The organism is Kitasatospora sp. NPDC004615, from assembly GCF_042873545.1.
Classification (GTDB): domain Bacteria; phylum Actinomycetota; class Actinomycetes; order Streptomycetales; family Streptomycetaceae; genus Kitasatospora.
The window spans coordinates 54858-74170 of record NZ_JBIALQ010000011.1 but is presented as its reverse complement, the minus strand read 5'-3'; the positions used below and the strand labels follow the sequence as shown (position 1 = coordinate 74170).

11 protein-coding genes and 2 tRNA genes are annotated in these 19313 nt (G+C 71.7%); 4 read left to right on the top strand and 9 right to left on the bottom strand.

Features of this window, described 5'->3' with window-relative positions; all coding sequences use genetic code 11:
* Nucleotides 1-109: 109 nt before the first annotated feature.
* The 5 genes from ACFYS8_RS31015 to ACFYS8_RS30995 all read right to left on the bottom strand — a co-directional run bounded on the left by ACFYS8_RS31015 (nucleotide 110) and on the right by ACFYS8_RS30995 (nucleotide 4818).
* Nucleotides 110-1102: a DMT family transporter gene (locus ACFYS8_RS31015; protein ID WP_387647329.1), complete on the bottom strand. Its 993-nt coding sequence runs from the start codon at nucleotides 1100-1102 to the stop codon at nucleotides 110-112.
* Between the two features lie 40 nt (nucleotides 1103-1142).
* Entirely contained in the window at nucleotides 1143-3344 is a 2202-nt protein-coding gene (locus ACFYS8_RS31010; protein ID WP_387647326.1) for a transglycosylase domain-containing protein, read from the bottom strand.
* A gap of 366 nt (nucleotides 3345-3710) precedes the next feature.
* Nucleotides 3711-3784, bottom strand: a tRNA-Lys gene (locus ACFYS8_RS31005).
* A 119-nt stretch (nucleotides 3785-3903) separates the two neighbouring features.
* Nucleotides 3904-3977 (bottom strand) — tRNA-Lys (locus ACFYS8_RS31000).
* Nucleotides 3978-4059: 82 nt separating this feature from the next.
* A complete protein-coding gene (locus tag ACFYS8_RS30995) occupies nucleotides 4060-4818 on the bottom strand; it encodes a hypothetical protein (RefSeq protein ID WP_387647324.1) in 759 nt (252 codons plus the stop codon).
* A 507-nt stretch (nucleotides 4819-5325) separates the two neighbouring features.
* Here ACFYS8_RS30995 and ACFYS8_RS30990 point away from each other — a divergent pair.
* The 3 genes from ACFYS8_RS30990 (at nucleotide 5326) to ACFYS8_RS30980 (ending at nucleotide 9410) form a co-directional block, all read left to right on the top strand.
* Nucleotides 5326-6504 carry a low temperature requirement protein A gene (locus tag ACFYS8_RS30990; protein WP_387647322.1) on the top strand — a complete coding sequence of 393 codons (1179 nt, stop codon included), beginning with the start codon at nucleotides 5326-5328 and terminating at the stop codon, nucleotides 6502-6504.
* Nucleotides 6505-6511: 7 nt separating this feature from the next.
* Nucleotides 6512-7147, top strand: a complete 636-nt coding sequence (locus ACFYS8_RS30985) for a pentapeptide repeat-containing protein (protein WP_387647320.1) — start codon at nucleotides 6512-6514, stop codon at nucleotides 7145-7147.
* 211 nt (nucleotides 7148-7358) lie between these two features.
* On the top strand, nucleotides 7359-9410 hold the full coding sequence (locus ACFYS8_RS30980) for a phosphocholine-specific phospholipase C (protein WP_387647318.1): 2052 nt from the start codon (nucleotides 7359-7361) through the stop codon (nucleotides 9408-9410).
* A 7-nt stretch (nucleotides 9411-9417) separates the two neighbouring features.
* On the opposite strand, the gene pflA is transcribed toward ACFYS8_RS30980, so the two are convergent.
* From pflA to adhE, 3 genes are all read right to left on the bottom strand, one after another.
* Entirely contained in the window at nucleotides 9418-10167 is a 750-nt protein-coding gene (pflA, locus tag ACFYS8_RS30975; RefSeq protein WP_387647316.1) for a pyruvate formate-lyase-activating protein, read from the bottom strand.
* Nucleotides 10168-10199: 32 nt separating this feature from the next.
* Nucleotides 10200-12467: a formate C-acetyltransferase gene (pflB, locus tag ACFYS8_RS30970; protein WP_387647313.1), complete on the bottom strand. Its 2268-nt coding sequence runs from the start codon at nucleotides 12465-12467 to the stop codon at nucleotides 10200-10202.
* A 113-nt stretch (nucleotides 12468-12580) separates the two neighbouring features.
* Nucleotides 12581-15280, bottom strand: a complete 2700-nt coding sequence (adhE, locus tag ACFYS8_RS30965) for a bifunctional acetaldehyde-CoA/alcohol dehydrogenase (RefSeq protein WP_387647311.1) — start codon at nucleotides 15278-15280, stop codon at nucleotides 12581-12583.
* Between the two features lie 346 nt (nucleotides 15281-15626).
* Here adhE and ACFYS8_RS30960 point away from each other — a divergent pair, with 346 nt between their 5' ends.
* Nucleotides 15627-15845, top strand: coding sequence for a hypothetical protein (locus tag ACFYS8_RS30960; protein ID WP_387647309.1), 219 nt, complete (start codon nucleotides 15627-15629; stop codon nucleotides 15843-15845).
* A gap of 64 nt (nucleotides 15846-15909) precedes the next feature.
* Here ACFYS8_RS30960 and ACFYS8_RS30955 read toward each other — a convergent pair whose 3' ends face one another.
* Nucleotides 15910-19233: a S41 family peptidase gene (locus tag ACFYS8_RS30955; RefSeq protein ID WP_387647307.1), complete on the bottom strand. Its 3324-nt coding sequence runs from the start codon at nucleotides 19231-19233 to the stop codon at nucleotides 15910-15912.
* Between the last annotated feature and the right edge of the window lie 80 nt (nucleotides 19234-19313).

The following is a 19313-nucleotide window of genomic DNA, read 5'->3' as shown; positions in this document are numbered from 1 at the left end:
TGGGGACTGGCATGCGTGGCGCCGGGCCGGACCCGGCCTGGCGGCTCGTCGGCGCGGTGTCTTCGGTGGGTCCACAGGAGCCGGCGGCCCCCCCAGGCCCGCGCAGCGGTCAGTGTTTGGCCGAGGAGGCCGACTGGGCGGCGAAGGCGCCGGCCAGGACGAGGGCGCCGCCGGCGAGTTGGGGGGTGCCGAGGTGTTCGCCGAGGAGGATCCAGGCGAGGACGGTGGCGACCACGGCTTCGAGGTTGGCGATGACGCCGGCCACGGGCGGGGAGAGGTACTGGACCGAGGCGACGCCGGTGAGGTAGGCGACGACGGTGGCGACCAGGATCATCCAGAGGGCGGGGAGCAGCGCCGGGAGCTGGTGGCCGTTCATGGTGACGGAGTGGGTCAGCAGGGACCAGTCGGCGTCCCAGGGGCGGGTGAAGGCGGTGAGCAGGATCGCACCGATCAGCAGGCCGTACGCGGAGACGGCCAGCGGGTCGACGGGGCGGTCGCCCTCGCGGCCGGCGTCGGCGAGGACGAAGTAGCCGACCTGGCAGCAGGCCGCGCCGAGGGCGAACAGGACGCCGAGCGGGTCGAAGGAGAGGCCGTGCCAGACCTCGACGACGCAGGCGAGGCCGGCCACCGCGGCGCCCGCGCCGGCCATCGCGCGGCGGGAGACGGGGCGGCGCTGCACGAGTCGGACGTAGGCGAGCAGCAGCGGCGGGCCGAGGTATTCGATCAGCATGGCCACGGCGACGGGGATGCGGGAGATCGCCGCGAAGTAGCAGGCCTGGACGCCGGCGACGGCGAGCAGGCCGAAGCCGATCAGCAGTCCGGGGCGGCGCAGTACCGCGTCGCGGTGCTTCCAGGCGATGGGCAGCAGCACCAGTGCCGCACCGGCGACCCGCAGCCAGACGGTGTGGGTGGGGGAGAGGCCGGCTTCGATCAGCGGCTTGGCGGCCGTTCCGGATCCGCCGAAGGCGACCGCGGAGACCAGGGCCAGCACCAGGCCCAGCTTGGCGGTGCGGTGGGTGGGGGAGGGGCTTTCCACCAGGGGACGATCGGGCGCCGGGCGCGGGTCGAGCGACATGGCGGAGGGGTCCGAGCTGCTGTGCATCGCCGCATTGTGCCAGCCCGGACCCCTCTGTCGTAAGGCGCTATCCCGCAGGTTGGTCCTGTGTTCCGAGCAGTCCGCCGGAGCCGCCGGACCCCGTCGAGGCGCTCGGCGTCGGCGGCTCGCTGGGGCCGGCGCTGGGCTTGGCGGACGGGCTGCGGCTGGGCCGCGGCTGACCGCCGCCGTCACCGGCGCCGCCGCTGGGACGCGAGCTGGGGCTGCCGTTGCCGTTGCCGTTGCCGGTGCTGTCGCCGGCCGACGGGGACGGCGCGGAGGTCACGCCGTCCGAGGTGGACGGGTTCTGGCTCGGCGAGGCGGACCCGGTCGGCCCGGACGGGACGGTGGTGGACGGCGTCCGGACCGGACCGGAGAAGGAGCTGACCGGCTGCCCGGCCAGCGCGGACTTCATGTAGGCCGTCCAGATCTGGGCCGGGAACCTGCCGCCGGCCGCGCTGCCCATGCCGCCGACGCCGTCCAGGGTGACCTGCTTGCCGGTGGTCGGGTCCTGGCCGAACAGGCCGACCACGGTGACCAGTTCGGGCGTGTAGCCGGCGAACCAGACCGACTTGGAGTCGTCGGTGGTGCCGGTCTTGCCGGCCGCAGGGCGGTTCAGCGCGGCGGCCCGGTAGCCGGTGCCGCCCTGGTCGTCGATGACGCCCTGGAGGATCGCGGTGGTGCCGCGGGCGGCGTTCTTGGAGATCGCCTGGGTGCTCTTGTGCTCGGGCAGCGCGACCTTCTCGCCGCCGGACTCCAGCCCCTTCACCAGCCACGGGGTGATCTGCTGGCCGTCGTTGTCGAGCGTGGCGTACACGCCGGCCAGTTCCAGCGCGCTGGGGGAGGACGTGCCCAGCGGGATCGACGGGATGGCTTCCAGCTGCGGGGTGTCGGCGGGCAGGCCGAGCGCCACCGCGGTGGAGCGGACCTTCTCCAGGCCGGTGTCCTGGGCGAGCTGCGCGAACACCGAGTTCACCGACCAGTCGGTGGCCTGCTGGAGGCTGATCTGCCCGAACGAGCGCTCGCCCTCGTTCGGCGGCGCGTAGGGCACGCCCTTGGCGCCGCGGACGGGCCGCCGGTTGGTGCCGTCGTAGATGGTGTCGGCGGTGATCCGGTCGCCGTACTGGGTGCGCGCCCCGGAGTCCAGGGCGGCGGCCAGCGCGATCGCCTTGAAGGTGGAGCCGGCCTGGTAGTCGGTGCGGGTGGCGTTGTCGATCCAGTGCTTGGTGGCGTCGGCGCCGCCGTACAGCGCCACCACCTGACCGGTCTTCGGGTCGACCGACACCGCGCCGGCCTGCGCGGCCGCGTCCACCTTGCGGGTGTCCGGCTTCAGGTTGTCGATGAGCTGGGCCTGCACCGCGTCCTGCAACTGCTGCTGCTTCTTGGAGTCCACGGTGAGCGTGATGGTGTAGCCGCCCTTGGCGAGCTGGGCGTCACTGACGATGTGGTTGTCGGTGAGGTACGAGGTGGCGGCGGCCACCAGGTAGCCGGCCTGGCCGGACATGCCGGGTGCGGACTTCGGCGACTGCACCTCCGGGAAGGTCAGCTGCTTGCGCTCGTCGGCGCCCAGCCAGTTCTTCGACACCATGCCGTCGAGCACGTAGTTCCAGCGGGCCGTCGCCTTCTGCTTGCCGTTCTCGGTGGCCGAGGAGACGTCGTACGCGCTGGGCGCGTTCAGCAGGGTCGCCAGGTACGCGCCCTGGGCGGCGTTCAGCTGGCTGGCGTCCACCCCGAAGTAGGCCTGCGAGGCGGCCTGGATGCCGTACGCGCCGCGTCCGTAGTAGGAGGTGTTCAGGTAGGAGGAGAGGATCTCGTCCTTGCTCTGGGTGGCGTCCACCTTGAACGAGATGAAGACTTCCTTCACCTTGCGGCTGACGGTCTGCTTCTGGTTCAGGAACGCGTTCTTCACGTACTGCTGGGTGATCGTCGAACCGCCCTGGGTGGCGCCGCCGGAAGCGGTGTTGAAGGCGGCGCGGGCCATGCCCTTGAAGTTGACCGCGCCCTCCGAGTAGAAGTTGCGGTCCTCGGCGGCCAGTGCGGCGTGCTGCGCGTCCTTGGAGACCTTGTCCAGTCCGACGTTCTGCCGGTTGGTCTGCCCGGTGCGGGCCAGCAGCGAGCCGTCCGAGTACAGCCAGGTGTTCGACTGGGCGGTGGCCGCGGCGTGCGCGTCCGGCACCTTGACCAGGGCGACCCCCAGGGCGAACAGGCCGACTCCCAGCAGCAGCGAGGCGGCCAGGCCGACCAGCGTCATCCGCCAGGTGGGTATGAGTCGGCGCCAACCGGTTCTTTTCGTGCGTTCACGGGGCTCTCGAGGCAACGGAGACCTTCCCGCAGGCCCCGGACGGGCTGCTCGCTCGGGCGACGGATGAACCTCGCCAGCTTGATCGATCGACTTGTCAGATGTTAGGGACCTATGTCCTATTTCTCCTAAGACGATCTTTAAATCCCTCTTAGTTGCGTGTTCTCCGTCACCCCGGCCGTTACCCCGGCCGTCACTCCGGTCTCCTCAACGAGCGGACCCCGCACGGGGACATGGCCGGCCCGATCACACGATCGAGAACCTGCTCGGAGAAATGCAGAAGGCCCCCCGCTTTCGCGAGGGGCCTTCTGCTGTCTGTGCGCCGCCAGGGACTCGAACCCCGGACCCGCTGATTAAGAGTCAGCTGCTCTAACCAACTGAGCTAGCGGCGCTTGCTGACGGAGAGAACATTACACGCCTCCCGACCTGCGGTGAAATCGGGTTCCCCGGGCCGGTGTGCGGGGAAACGCAGAAAGCCCCTCGCGTGAGCGAGGGGCTTTCATGCTGTCTGTGCGCCGCCAGGGACTCGAACCCCGGACCCGCTGATTAAGAGTCAGCTGCTCTAACCAACTGAGCTAGCGGCGCCTGCTGACCTGGAGAACATTACATGCCCGGCGCCGATCCGCCGAATCGTGACGGCCCGGCCACGCACCGTGCCCGCCGGTGGTCAGCGCTGCGGCGGGAGCCTGGCCAGGAACACCTCGAAGGCGGTCGACCGCACCCGGTTCGCCCCGTCGAACGGATAGTTCATCTCCTTGATCGCGATCAGCGACAGGCCGATCAGCCCGGCCAGCGACACCACCATCGCCAGGTGCGCCCAGGTGTTGGACAGGCCGAACAGGAAGGTGAAGGCGATGGTGACGATCGCGCCGGCGATCAGCGCCGCCCACAGCAGCAGCGGCACGCAGTCCGCGATCTGGTTCAGCCGGGCGCGGCGCTTGCTGGCCAGGCCGTCCACGTGCGTCACCAGGTTCTGGTAGATCGTCGCCTGTCGGGCATCGGCCGGTTCGAAGGCCAGTGCGGTGTCGCGGATGCTGTACATCAGCGCGGTCGCCGCCGGGTCGCTCCGGTGTCCGGCCATCTGCTTCCACTCGGCGTCCACCACCGTGTGCGCGTAGCTGAGCGTCAGGCCCTCCAGCTTGGCGCCCTCCGGCAGCGGCATCGCCCGGGACATCCAGTAGACCCCCGCGAGCTCGTCCGCCTCCTCGAAGGTGGTCGCCCTGGCGGCCGAGGTGTTCTCCCACACCACGATCACCACGAAGGCCACCAGTACCGCGTAGAAGGCGCCGACCGCGGCGAAGATGAACCCCGCCACGTCGTTGCAGTTCTCCCGGGCCGGGACGGACGCGTACCGCTGCACCAGCACCATGCAGCCCGCCGTCGCCAGCAGCATGCCGACCAGGATCGCCACGTCGGACCAGTTCACGACGACCCCCGCTGAGCAGCTCGGTGCACGCCTGTACGCATACCGCCATCAGGCCACGGGCGGGCCGGGGCGGGCGAGCGGGGATGGTCCGACCGGCCGGGGGCCGACGCGCCGCCGGACAGCGCGGTGATCGCGAGGAGGGCCGGTGGGCGGACGCGGGGCGAAGCGGCAAGACCGCCCCCCATCGTCCGTGCCGTCCTCCTTGACCTTCCGCGTTGCCCGCGAGGCGTCCGTCCGTCCCTCCATTCGGAGAGGAATCTATCGGGCCAAACGGGGCGGACGGGACAAGCTTCGCACCAACGCCCCGGACGGGCCCCAGCTGTCACCCGGATCGCGCACTGCGGCGTCAACTCTGCCTGACGGACGGGCAAAACGGTTCGAATCGGACCAATCGGCGTGCCGGGTACGGTCCGTGCGGGTTCGCGCCCCGGATGCAAGGATCGTCCGAGCGCAACTCCCCGGCCGCGCGCGCTCCCTGCCGCGCGGCCCCGTCGTGAAAGCAGGACGATGACCACCGCCCCCGACCGCTACCGTCCGGTCCGCCGGATGCTGGCTCGCGACCAGGGCGAGTCCCACCGGGTCTCCACCCCCCTGGAACTGTTCTTCGACCTGTGCTTCACGGTGGCCATCGCCCAGGCCGGCCGCCAACTCGCCCACGCGCTGGCCGCCGGGCACCTCTCGGTCGCCCTGCCCGGGTACGCGATGTCCTTCTTCGCCATCTGGTGGGCCTGGATGAACTTCACCTGGTTCGCCTCCGCGTACGACGTGGACGACGTCCCCTACCGGCTCACCACGCTGCTCCAGATCACCGGCGTGCTGGTGCTCGCCGCCGGCGTGCCGCGGCTCTTCGGGGACCAGGACCTCTCCCTGGTGGTGGCCGGCTACCTGCTGATGCGCCTCGCGATGGTCACCCAGTGGCTGCGCGCCGCCCGCGGCGAGAACGGGTCCGCCCGGACCGCTGCGCTGCGCTATGCCCGCGGCATCGCGCTCGTCCAGGCGTTCTGGGTGGTGCTGCTGTTCGTCCCGCACGAGGCCCGCGTCCCGCTGTTCGTGGTCGGCGTGGTCGCCGAACTGTCCGTCCCCGTCTGGGCCGAGACGCACAACCGGACCCCGTGGCACCGGCGCCACATCGCCGACCGGTACGGCGCGTTCACCATCATCGTGCTCGGCGAGACGGTCGCGGCCGCCACCGTCGCCGTCCAGACCGCACTGGACGAACACAAGGCCGTCGCCGAACTGCTGCCGATCGCCGGCAGCGGACTGCTGATCTGCTTCGGCGCCTGGTGGATCTACTTCGCCGACGACGCCCACCCCTACCTGCACTCCGCCCGGCAGGCACTGCCCTGGGGCTATGGCCACTTCGTGGTCTTCGCCTCGGCGGCCGCCGTCGGCGCCGGGCTGGAGGTCGCCGTCCAGCACGCCGTCGGCACCACCCACCTGACCGAGCGCGCCGCGGCCGCCGCCGTCACCGTCCCCACCGCGGTGTTCCTGTTCACCGTCTGGGCCCTGCACTCCCGCCACCACCGGCGCGGCGCCGCCCAGTTGATCCTGCCGCTGGCCGCGCTGTCGGTGCTGGCTGCGACGCTGGCCGGGGATGCCGGTGTGCCGCTGGCCGGCCTGCTGGTGGCGGGCACCGTCGGCGTCGGCATCGCCCTGTCCGCGAAGACCGTTCAGAGACGGAGTTGACCACCCCGTGAGCCTGGAAGACCTCCCCTACGCCCACCTGCTGCAACGCCACACCGGACCGCTGCGCGCCGACACCCGCTACGACACCGTCCACTTCGACGACCTCGACCTGGGCGGCCAACTCGGCGGGGTGAGCTTCCTGGAGTGCGCGTTCACCGGTATCCGGGCGGACGGCGCGAAGCTGCGCCGGGCCGGCTTCAACGAGGTGTGGCTGCACGGCGGGCGGCTGGTCGGCGTCGACCTCGCCGAGAGCGAATGGCAGGACGCCGAGATCGACTCCAGCGTGCTGGCCGGCGTCTCCGCGTACAGCTCGGCGATCCGCCGCACCGTCTTCCGCCAGTGCAAGCTCGAAGCGGTCAACCTGCGCGGCGCGACGCTGCGCGACGTCGTCTTCGAGGACTGCCTGCTGCGCGACGTCGACCTCGCCGAAGCGAAACTCACCAACGTGACGTTCCCGGGCTCCACGCTCGACGACGTCCACCTGCGCGGCGCGACCCTCAAGGCGGTGGACCTGCGCCGGGCCGCGAGCCTCGGCCTGCCGGACGGGCACCAGGGGCTGCGCGGGGCGATCATCTCGACGGGGCAACTGCTGGATCTGGCGCCGCAGTTCGCGCAGGCGCTGGGGATTTCGGTGAAGGACTGAGAAAGGTTCCGCTTCGCGGCGAATGGGAGGGTTCCGGGGCCGGTGTGCCGTCAACGGCCCTGCGCGTACCCGCCGTTCATCTGGTGAACGGTTCGACAAACGTTCGGTTCAAGTCATGGCCATGCCGCCCCGGCTGCGTGAGGATGCTCGGCGTTCGGACACGAGGTGTCTGAACAACATCATCAGCAGCCGAAGGGACGGGCGGGTCAAGATGGCAGAGCTGAGTCGTAGGAAGTTCATGGTGCTGTCGGCGAGTGCGGCAGCCGGCGCGGCGGTCGCCGGGTCGGGCGTGGTGGGCGGGGCGGCTCCCGCGGTCGCGGCGCCGGCGGGGACCACGGGGACGATCACGGACGCGAAGCACGTGGTGATCCTGATGCAGGAGAACCGCAGCTTCGACCACTACTTCGGGATGCTCAAGGGCGTGCGCGGCTTCGCGGACCGCTCGGCGATCCAGATATCCGGCGGCTACAGCGTGTTCAACCAGCCGAACCTGCTGGGCCGCCAGTACCCGTGGCAGTTCAGCGCCACCAAGCCGGCGGGTGGCGCGGACCCGGCGCGGCTGGCGCAATGCAATGGCGACCTGAGTCACGCGTGGAGCGATCAGCACAACGCCTGGAACGGCGGCAAGCTGGACTCCTGGGTGTCCGCCAAGGGCACCGTCCGCGCGCTGGGGTACCTGACCAGGGCGGACATCCCGTTCCACTACGCGCTGGCCGACAACTGGACGGTCTGCGACGCCTACCACTGCTCGGTGCTGAGCGCGACGGGCCCGAACCGCACCTACCACTGGTCCGGCCAGATCGACCCGTCCGGTACGGCGGGCGGCCCGGCGTACGACGGCGGCGACGAGTCAGGGCTGCGCTGGCAGACGTACGCGGAGGCGCTGGAGAACGCGGGGGTGAGCTGGAAGGTCTACCAGAACGCGTCGGACAACTACGGCGACAACGCTTTGGCCTACTTCACCCAGTTCTCCTCCGCCCCGGCGGGCAGCGCCCTCGCCGTGAAGGGCATGGGCTCCGTCCCGAAGGCGACCGGCCGGACGCCGGACGACATCGTGGCGGCGATCAAGGCGGACGTGCTGGCGGGCACCCTGCCGCAGGTGTCGTGGATCGTGCCGGACCAGGCGTCCTCGGAGCACCCCTACGCCACGCCCACCGACGGCGCGCACTTCGTGCACAACGTCATGGACGCGCTGAACGCCGACCCGAACGTCTTCAACTCGTCGATCCTGTTCATCAATTACGACGAGAACGACGGCTTCTTCGACCACGTCCCGCCGCCGGCCGCGCCCTCCGGGACGGCCGGGGAGTTCTACAACGGGGTCAACATCGGCCTGGGCTTCCGCGTCCCGATGCTCGCCGTATCCCCGTGGAGCCGGGGCGGCTGGGTGTCCTCGGAGACCTTCGACCACACCTCGGTACTGCGCTTCCTGGAGAAGTGGACGGCCGCCCAGGGCCGGCCCGCGAACTGCGTGAACATCTCGGCCTGGCGGCGGAAGATGTGCGGCGACCTGACCGGCCTGTTCGACTTCGCCAACCCGGTGTACGGGATGCCCGCGCTGCCCGACACCTCGGCGACCATCGGCCTGGCCGCCTGCGGTCCACTGCCGAACCCGGCGCCCGTCAACAACCAGCTGCCCGCACAGGAGGCCGGTACCCGTCCGGCCCGTGCGCTGCCGTACCAGCCGGTGGCGAACCTGGACCACCTGGAGTTCGGCTCCGCCGGCGTGACGAAGGTCTGGATCGCGATGTCCAACGCCGGCACCGCCACCAACCACTTCGCCGCCTACGCCAACGCCTACCGCTCGGGCGGGCCCTGGCAGTACACCGTCGATCCCGGCGCGGCGACCAGCGACTTCTTCAACTGCGGCACCGGCTACGGCTCGGGCAAGTACGACCTGACGGTGATCGGCCCCAACCGCTTCCTGCGCCGCTTCACCGGCGACACCACCGCCGCCGGCAAGAACGCGGCCGTCACCGCGACGTACGCCCCCGCGCCCGACACCGGCAAGCTCGCCGTCTGGTTCAAGCTCGCCAACACCGGGACCGCCCCGGTGACCTTCACCATCACGTCCACCAACTACCGCACCGACGGCCCCTGGACGTACCAGGTCGCCGCCGGGGCCACCACCAGCGACTGGTTCAACGCGGCGGCCTACACCAACGGTTGGTACGACTTCACGGTGACGGTCAGCGGCGACGCCAGTTGGTCGCAGCGCTTCACCGGCCACCTGGAGACCGGCACCCCGTCGATCTCCGGCTGACGCGGGCTCACACCGCACGCAGGCCGTGCGCGGCGAAGATGTCGCGCGCGGCCTGCACCTGTTCGGGCGTGGGCGTGGGGGTGTCGGCGAGGGTGAACTCGCGGCCCAGGGCCGTCCACTTGGGGTGGCCGAGCTTGTGGAAGGGGAGGACGTCGACGCGCGAGACGTTGCCGAGGGAGGCGGCGAAGGCGGCGACCCCGGCGATGTTCTCGGGCGGGTCGGTGAGGCCGGGGACGAGGACGAAGCGGAGCCACACGTCCTTGCCGAGGTCGGCGAGGCGGCGGGCGAAGCCGAGGGTGGGTTCGAGGGGCTGGCCGGTCAGCCGGCGGTAGAGGGCGCGGTCCCAGGACTTGATGTCGAGCAGGACCAGGTCGGTGTCGGCGAGCAGGGCGTCGCTCGCCCGGGCGCCGAGGAAGCCCGAGGTGTCGAGCGCGGTGTGCAGGCCGAGCTCGTGCTTGAAGCGGCGCAGCAGTTCGCCGGTGAAGGCCGGCTGGAGCAGGGGTTCGCCGCCGGAGAGGGTGGCGCCGCCGCTGCCGGAGGCGTGGATGAAGGCGGTGTACTTGGCGGCCTCGGCGACCACCTCGTCCGTCGTGGTCCGTCGGCCGCTGCGCATCCGCATGGTGTCGGGGTTTTGGCAGTACAGGCAGTTCAGCGGGCATCCGGCGAGGAAGGCCACGAACCGGGTGCCGGGGCCGTCCACGCCGGTCGACAGGTCCCAGGAGTGCACCGAGCCGGTGGTCTTCGGAGCGGTGGTCATGGCGGTGCCTCCCGGGAGCTGTCGGGGTGGGCTCAGAGCGAGCCGTGGAAGGTGCGGTTGACGACGTCCAGCTGCTGTTCCCTGGTCAGCCGGACGAAGTTGACCGCGTAGCCGCTGACCCGGATGGTCAGCTGCGGGTACTTCTCGGGGTGCTCCATGGCGTCGAGCAGCGTCGTCCGGTTCAGCACGTTGACGTTCATGTGGAACCCGCCGACGGTCGTGTACCCGTCGAGCACACCCGCGAGGTTCCGCACCCGTTCCTCGCGGGTGCGGCCGAGGGCGTCGGGCGTGACGGTGTTGGTGAGCGAGATGCCGTCCTCGGCCGCGTCGTAGGGGAGTTTCGCCACCGACAGGGCGCTCGCCACGTAGCCGTGGGTGTCGCGGCCGTTCATCGGGTTGGCGCCGGGGGAGAACGGTTCGCCGGCCCGGCGGCCGTCGGGGGTGGCGCCGGTCTTCTTGCCGTAGACCACGTTCGAGGTGATGGTCAGCACCGACTGGGTGTGCTCGGCGCCCCGGTAGGTGGGGTGCTTGCGGACCTTGCGCATGAACTCCTCGACGAGTTGCACCGCCAGCTGGTCCACCCGGTCGTCGTTGTTGCCGTACGCCGGGTACTCGCCCTCCACGGTGTAGTCGACGGCGAGGCCGGACGCGTCGCGCACGGGCCGCACCGTCGCGTACCTGATCGCCGACAGCGAGTCCGCCGCCACCGCGAGGCCCGCTATGCCGCAGGCCATGGTGCGCCGCACGGCACGGTCGTGCAGGGCCATCTCGAGGCGCTCGTACGCGTACTTGTCGTGCATGTAGTGGATGACGTTCAGCGCGTGCACGTATGTCTCGGCCAGCCACTCCAGCTGCCGGTCGAAACGGGCCGACACCTCGTTGTAGTCGAGGACCTCGGACTCGATCGGGCCGGTGTCGGGGCCGATCTGCTCGCCGGTGATCTCGTCCCGGCCGCCGTTGATCGCGTAGAGCAGCGTCTTGGCGAGGTTGACCCGGGCGCCGAAGAACTGCATCTGCTTGCCGACCTCCATCGCGGAGACGCAGCAGGCGATCGCGGTGTCGTCGCCGAAGCGGGGGCGCATCAGCTCGTCCGACTCGTACTGCACGCTGGAGGTGTCGATGGACACCTGGGCGCAGAACTCCTTGAAGCCCTGCGGGAGTTGCGGCGACCAGAACACCGTCATGTTGGGCTCGGGCGCCGGGCCCAGGTTGTACAGCGTCTGGAGGTAGCGGAACGAGGTGCGGGTGACCAGGGGGCGGCCGTCGCAGCCGATGCCGCCGATCGACTCGGTGACCCAGGTCGGGTCGCCGGAGAACAGCTCGTCGTACTCGGGGGTGCGCAGGAAGCGGACGATCCGCAGCTTGATGATGAAGTCGTCGATCAGCTCCTGCGCCCGGCGCTCCGTCAGCCGGCCCTCGGCCAGGTCGCGTTCCAGGTAGATGTCCAGGAAGGTCGAGGTGCGGCCGAGCGACATGGCCGCGCCGTTCTGCTCCTTCACGGCCGCCAGGTAGGCGAAGTACAGCCACTGGATTGCCTGTTGGGCGGTGCCGGCGGGCCCGGAGATGTCCTGGCCGTAGCTCGCGGCCATCGCCTTGAGCTCCTCGAGGGCGCGGATCTGCTCGGCCAGTTCCTCGCGCTCCCGGATGGTGTTCTCCAGCGTGCGCGGGTCGCGCGGCGCGGCGTCCAGGCCGGCCTTCTCCTCGCGCTTGGCGGCGATCAGCCGGTCCACGCCGTACAGCGCCACCCGCCGGTAGTCGCCGATGATCCGGCCACGGCCGTACGCGTCCGGCAGGCCGGTGACCACACCGGCCTTGCGGGCGGCCCGGATCTCGGGCGTGTAGGCGTCGAACACGCCCGCGTTGTGGGTCTTGCGGTGGACGGTGAAGACCTTCTCCAGCTCCGGGTCCACCGGGTAGCCGTACGTCTCCAGCGCGCCCGCGACCAGCCGCCAGCCGCCGTTCGGCATGATCGCCCGCTTCAGCGGGGCGTCGGTCTGCAGGCCGACGATCAGCTCGTTGTCCCGGTCGATGTACCCGGGGGCGTGCGCGGTGATGGTGGACGGCGTGTCCCACGAGACGTCCAGGACGCCCTTGGCGCGCTCCGCCGGGAACAGGTCGGTGATCCGCTTCCAGACGGACGCCGTCCGCGCGGTCGGGCCGGCCAGGAAAGCGGCGTCGCCCTCGTACGGGGTGTAGTTCCGCTGGATGAAGTCGCGGACGTCGACGGCGTCCCGCCACAGGCCGCCCTTGAAGCCGTCCCAGGCACCGCTGTGGATGCGCTCCGCGTGCTGCGTGCTCATTGCCTCGCTCCCGCCTCTCGCCTACGAGCACCATTGTGAAGCGGTCCACAAACTCACATGGGCTCGAAAAGTCCTGATCAGAGGGACATTGGTCCCCAATGGTCCGCCGGCTCTCAGATCGCCCGGTCGTCGCCGTAGTACGCCTGGGTCATCAGCCGCCGCATGTCCCGCAGCATCGGCATCCGCGGATTCGCCGGCGCGCACTGGTCCTCGTACGCGTTCATCGCCTGCTGCTCCAGCCCCGCCAGGAACGCCGCCTCGTCCACCCCCGCCTCCTTGAACGAGCGCGGGATGCCGACCCGTTCGCGCAGCTCCTCGACCGCGAGCGCCAACGACTCCACGCCCTGCTCGGGAGTGTCCGCGGGCAGGCCCAGCGTCCGGGCGATCTGTTGGTAGCGCTCCGGCGCCCGGTAACTGCGGTACTTCGGCCAGCTCGTGACCTTCGCCGGGGCGCCGCCGTTCCAGCGGATCACGTGCGGCAGCAGCAGCGCGTTGGTCCGCCCGTGCGCCACGTGGAAGGTCCCGCCCAGGGTGTGCGCCATCGCGTGCACCACGCCCAGGAACGCCGAGCCGAACGCCATGCCCGCGATCGTCCCCGCGTTGTGCATCCGCTCCCGCGCCACCGGATCGTTCGGGCCGTTGTCGACCGCCGCCGCCAGGTTCTCGAAGACCAGCCGGATGCCCTGCAGCGCCAGGCCGTCGGTGAAGTCGTTGGCGTACACCGACACGTACGTCTCGATGCAGTGCGTCAGCGCGTCGAAGCCGGAGTCCGCCGTCACCGTCGCCGGCAGATCCGTGGTCAGTGCCGGGTCCACGATCGCCACCGTCGGGGTCAGCGCGTAGTCCGCCAGCGGGAACTTCTGCCCGCTCTCCGGGTCGGTGATCACCGCGAACGGCGTGACCTCGCTGCCGGTGCCCGAGGTGGTCGGCACGCACACCAGCTTTGCCAGCTCGCCCAGGTCGGGGAAGGCGAAGGCACGCTTGCGGATGTCGAAGAACTTCTCCTTCAGGTCCGCGAACTCCACCTCCGGGTGCTCGTACATCAGCCACATCACCTTCGCCGCGTCCATCGGCGAACCGCCGCCCAGCGCCACGATGGTGTCCGGCCGGAAGCCGCGCATCAGGGCCGCGCCCTTCTCCACCGTCGCGATGCTCGGATTCGGCTCGACGAAGTCCACCACCCGCACCTCCACCGGCTCCGGCCGCCGGCGCAGCACCTCCCGGACCCGCTCCAGGTGGCCGATCTCCACCATCGTCCGGTCGGTGACCACCACCACCCGATGGGCGCCGCGCATGTCCGTCAGGTACGACAGGGAGCCACGTTCGAAGAAGATCTTCGGCGGGACCTTGAACCACTGCATGTTCGTGTTGCGCCGCCCGATCCGCTTGACGTTGATCAAGTGCAGGGCCGAGACGTTCCCCGACACCGAGGTACGGCCCCACGAGCCGCAACCCAGCGTCAGCGACGGCAGGAAGGCGTTGTACACATCGCCGATGCCGCCCTGCGAACTCGGCGCGTTCCAGATGATCCGGCAGGCCCGCACCCCGGCGCCGAACTCCTCGGCGAACGCGGCGTCACCGGTGTGCACCGCCGCCGAATGCCCCAGACCGTTGAACTCCACCATCTCCGCCGCGAGTTGGACGCCGTGCGCGCGCGACCGGGCGCGCAGCACCGCCAGCACCGGGCAGAGCTTCTCCCGGGTCAGCGGCTCGCCCTCGCCCACCCCCGCGACCTCCGCCAGGATCACCGAGGTGTCCTCCGGCACCTCGAACCCCGCCGCCCGCGCCACCTCCGCCGCCGACTGCCCCACCACCGCCGAATTCAGCTTCGCGCCGGCACGGTCGGCCCCCGCGCCGACCCCGAACAGGTGCTGCTCCAGCAGCACCTTCTCCTCCGGCCCCGCCAGGTACGCCTTCAACGTCCGGAACTCCGCCAGCGCCGGCTCGTAGATCTCGTCGTCCAGGATCACCGCCTGCTCGGAGGCGCAGATCATGCCGTTGTCGAAGGACTTCGACAGCACGATGTCGTTCACCGCGCACGCCAGGTCCGCGCTCCTCTCCACGTACGCCGGTACGTTGCCCGCACCCACGCCCAGCGCCGGCTTCCCGCACGAATACGCCGCCCGCACCATCGAGTTGCCGCCGGTGGCGAGGATCGTCGCCACCCCCTCGTGCCGCATCAGCGCGTCCGTCGCCGCCATCGACGGACGGTCGATCCACTGCACGCAGTGCGCCGGGGCGCCCGCCGCGATCGCCGCGTCCCGGACGATCCGGGCCGCCTCCGCCGAGCAGCGCTGCGCCGACGGATGGAAGGCGAACACGATCGGGTTGCGGGTCTTCAACGCGATCAGCGCCTTGAAGATCGCGGTCGAGGTCGGGTTGGTCACCGGGGTGAGGGCGGCGACCACGCCCACCGGCTCGGCGATCTCCACGATCCCGTCGATGTCGTCCCGGGCGATCACCCCGACCGTCCGCATGCCGGCCATCGAGTGCGTGACGTGCTCGCAGGCGAAGACGTTCTTCACCGCCTTGTCCTCGAACACCCCGCGCCCGGTCTCCTCGACAGCCAGCGCCGCCAGCCGGGTGTGCGCGGCGAGCGCGGCCAGCGAGGCCTTTTTGACGATCCGGTCCACCCGCTCCTGGGTGAGACCCGCGTACTCCTGGAGTGCCTTGTGCCCATTGCGGACCAGTGTGTCGACTGCGGCCCCGGGATCGTCGGCGTCGACGGCGGGGACCTGAATGTGCTCGGCGGGGACCTGAACGTTCTCGGCGGGGATCGGGACGTTCTCGGTGGGGGACTGCTGACCGGACATGGCGCGCTCACCTCTCGGGGTGCGGCTGCGGGGCGCCCCGGCGGCACTGCCGGGACCGGTTGACCCCCTCAGGCTCGGGCGGCGGACCCCGCGGCGGCTACGGCCATTGGGCACGAGCCGCCCGGGACTATCGACCTTCTCCCTTGCGGCACAAGGCAGTTCGGGCCCGGCCCCGGCGCGTCGGGGGCCTGCGCCGGGCGGGTGAGTCGCGGGCCGTCGGGGTGCGGCGTCCGGGGGCCGGTGCGAGGGTGGGCGGAGCCCGCACGGGTACGTGCGACCGCTCCCCGGCGGCGTACCGTGACAAGTGAGGCACCGAAGCAGGGGGGCGCCCACCCGAGGAGGAGACATGGGCATCTTCGACAGGTTCCGCCACCACCCCGCCCAGCCCACCGCCCCGCCCGAGGAGTCCGCCGAACGGGCCGCCCTCGCCCACGACGAGGCCGCCGACGCCTTCGGCGACAACGTGGAACGCGCCCGCGACGACGCCGAACGCCGCGTCCAGCAGGAACGCGAGGACCGCGAGGCCGCCGAGAACATGACCGCCGAGGGCGACCCCTGGGGCTGACACCCACCCGTGAACGCCGGTGCCGAGCGGCCGGCCCCCAGCCGGGGCCGGCCGCTCGGCGTTCCTACGGCCGCGGCGGCAGCGGCGGCCGGCGGAGGTCGGGGCGGGGGACGCTGGCGGGCGGAGGTGCGGCGGCGGGGGTGGTGGTGAGGAGGTCGAGGGCGAGGGTGACGGCGGCGGCGAGGTCGGTGCGTTCGCCGCGGGCCCAGTCGCGGGGGGTGCGGATGACCTCGATGTCGGGGGCGACGCCCTGGTTCTCGACGGAGAAGCCGATGCCGCCGGAGAACCAGGAGGCGTTCTTCGGGACGGAGATCTGGGTGCCGTCGCCGAGGGCGTGCCGACCGGTCATGCCGACCACGCCGCCCCAGGTGCGGCTGCCGACGACCGGGCCGAGCGCGAGTTCCTTGATGGCGGCGATGATGACGTCGCCGTCGGAGCTGGTGGCGTGGTCGGCGAGCGCCACCACGGGGCCGCGCGGCGCGTCCCGGGGCCAGCGGACGGGCTGGCGGCCGCGGGTGAAGTCCCAGGCGAGGACGCGGCGGCGGAGTTTCTCCAGGACCAGTTCGGAGACGTTGCCGCCGGCGTTCCCGCGGACGTCCAGCACCAGGGCGGGGTGGGCGAGTTCGGAGCGCAGGTCGCGGTTGAACTGGGCCCAGCCGGAGCCGCCGAGGTCCGGGATGTGCAGGTAGCCGCACACGCCGTTGCTGAACTCCCGTACCAGGTGGCGGCGTTTGGCCACCCAGTCCTGGTAGCGGATCGGCCGTTCGTCGGTGAGCGGGGTGACGGCGATCCGGCGCGGTTGCCCGCCGTGGCGGACGGTCAGCTCCACCGTGGTGCCGCCGGTGCCGGCCAGCAGCGGCGCGGGCCCGCGCACCGGGTCGGGCGGGCGGCCGTCCACGGCGAGTAGCTCGTCGCCGTCGTGCAGGCCGTAACCGGCGAGCGGCGCGCGGGCCTTGGGGTCGGAGGACTCGCCGGGCAGGATCCGGTCGACCAGCCAGCGGCCGTCCGGGTCGCGGTGCGCGTTGGCGCCGAGCAGGCCGAGCGGCAGCTGGGCGAGCGCCGGGCCCTCGCCGCGCCGGGACGGGGTGACGTAGGCGTGCGAGGTGCCGAGTTCGCCGAGCAGTTCGCGCAGCAGGTCGGCGAAGTCGTCGGGGGAGGCGATCCGTTCCACCAACGGGGCGTACTGCTCGGTGAGTTCGGCCCAGTCGAGGCCGCACATGCCGGGGTCCCAGAATTGGTCGGCGACGATCCGGGCGGCCTCGGCGTAGGACTGCCGCCACTCTGCGGCCGGGTGCACGGTGTGGGTGATCCGGCGCAGGTCCACCGGGACGGGGGCGGTCGGCGCGGCCAGCGGGTACAGCTTGAGCGAACCGGCCGAGAACACCGAGATCGCCGAGCCGTCGGCGGACACCGCGAAGCCGTCCAGCTGCTCGACCAGCGTGCTGCGGCGGCCCCGGGCCAGGTCGAAGTACTCCAGGGCGGGGCGGCCGGAGGTGTCCTCCGGGTTGGCGAAGGTCTGGCCGAGCGCGCCGGAGATCGGCCAGCGCAGCCACACCACGCCGCCGCGCACCGACGCCGTCGCCGAGTACTTGGAGGCGATCACCGGGAACGGCACCAGGCGCTTGCTCAGCCCGTCCTCGTCCACCCGCACGGTGCCGTCGCCGGTGGCCTCCTCCGGATCCAGGCCCACCGGCGGGCGCCCCTCGGCGGGGGAGGCGAACGGCGACGGGGTGTTGGCGGCCAGCGCCACCAGGTACGGGCGGCAGCCCAGCGGGAAGGAGAGGTCGCCGGTGTGCACGTCGTGCACCGGGTCGAAGCCGCGCCAGGACAGGAACACCAGGAACCGGCCGTCCCGGGTGAACACCGGATGCTCGTCCTCGAACCGGCCGCCGGTGACGTCGACGACGTGCCCGGGACGGTCCACCCGGGCCAGCCGGACGGCGCGCAGCGAGCGGCCCGCGACCGGCTGGGACCAGGTCAGCCACTGCGAGTCCGGGGAGAACGACGGGCTGGAGACCGGGCCGAACCGGGACGCGGCGACCTCGGTGACCTCGCCCTCGGCGGTGTCCACCAGCAGCAGCCGGCCGTCCGAGCAGGCCACCGCGAGCAGATTGCCGTCCGGGGCGGCGGACAGCTCCTGGACCCGGCCGATCCGGCCCGCCGCGATCCGCCGGTGCGGGGCCGGATCGTCCGCCGGGCCGTCCTTGCCGGGCAGCGGCGCCAGCTCGATCGCGTCCTCGCCGTCCGCGTCGGTGACCCAGGCGGCCCGGCCCGACCAGCCGAGCACCTGCGGCAGCCGGCAGCGCACCCCCGGGGTGTCGGCCAGCGCCCGGGCCGGGCCGTCCCGGTGGGTCAGCCAGTACAGCGAACCGCGCACGTTGATCACCCCGGCCCGGCCGGTGGCGTCGCAGGCCAGGTCCTTGACGTTGTTCGCGGCGCTCACCTGGTACGGGCGACGGCCGCACCGGGCGCCGCCGAGCGGCACCTCCAGGCGGTGCGGCGCGGGCGCGTCCAGGCTGTCCAGCAGCCACAGGTCGCCGGCGTGCTGGTAGACGATCCTGGTGCCGTCGGTGGCGGCCTCGCGCGCGTAGTACGTGGCGTGGTCGGTGTGCCGTCGCAGATCGGTGCCGTCCGGGCGCACCGAGTACACGTTGCCGACGCCCTCGTGGTCCGACAGGAACGCCACCCTGGTCCCGGTAGGGGTCTCCACCGGCATCGGCGCGGCCAGGTGCCCCGGCAGGTCCGGCAGCAGCAGGTCGTGGTCCACCCACAGCCGCCCCTTCGCGCCGCCCCGGTAGCGCTTCCAGAACGCCGGCTCGTGCGGGGCGGCATCGGTCAGCAGCACCGTGTGCCCCGCCCCCATCTGCGCGTCCGCGACCGGCCCCCACGGCATCCGGCGGCCCGGCGACCCGTCCGGCGGCAGCTCCCACGCCCACGTGTAGTGCGCGAACGGCTCGTGGTACGAGCTGACCGCCAGCACCTCCCCGTTCGGCAGCCACCCGCGAACCCGGGTGTCCTGGCTGCCCCAGTAGGTCAGCCGGGTCGCGGGCCCACCCGCCACCGGCGCGGTGAACACCTCCGGAGTCAGCGCGAACCAGCTAGTCCAGGCCACCGTCGCACCGTCCGGCGACAGCCTGGGGTGACTCACCCTGGTCCGGTCGGCCGTGACCCGCCAGGCCCGACCGATCCGGCCGTCCGCGGCGAGCGGCGCGACCCAGACGTCGTCCTCGGCGGTGAAGGCGAGCAGACCGCCGCGTACATGGGGGAAACGCAGATATCCGGGCACCTCTCCATGGTTCGACCCCGCGCCGGGGGCCGCAACGCGGGCGGATCCGGGGCCGCGTGGCGTACCTGATCGACGCTCAACGAACCTGCGCCGCAAGCGCATTGACAGCGCCGGGCCGAGCCGGTTCAGTGGTCTAGTCCAACTCCCCAGGGTGCGTGCCGGTGCGGCGGCACGCCCCCGGC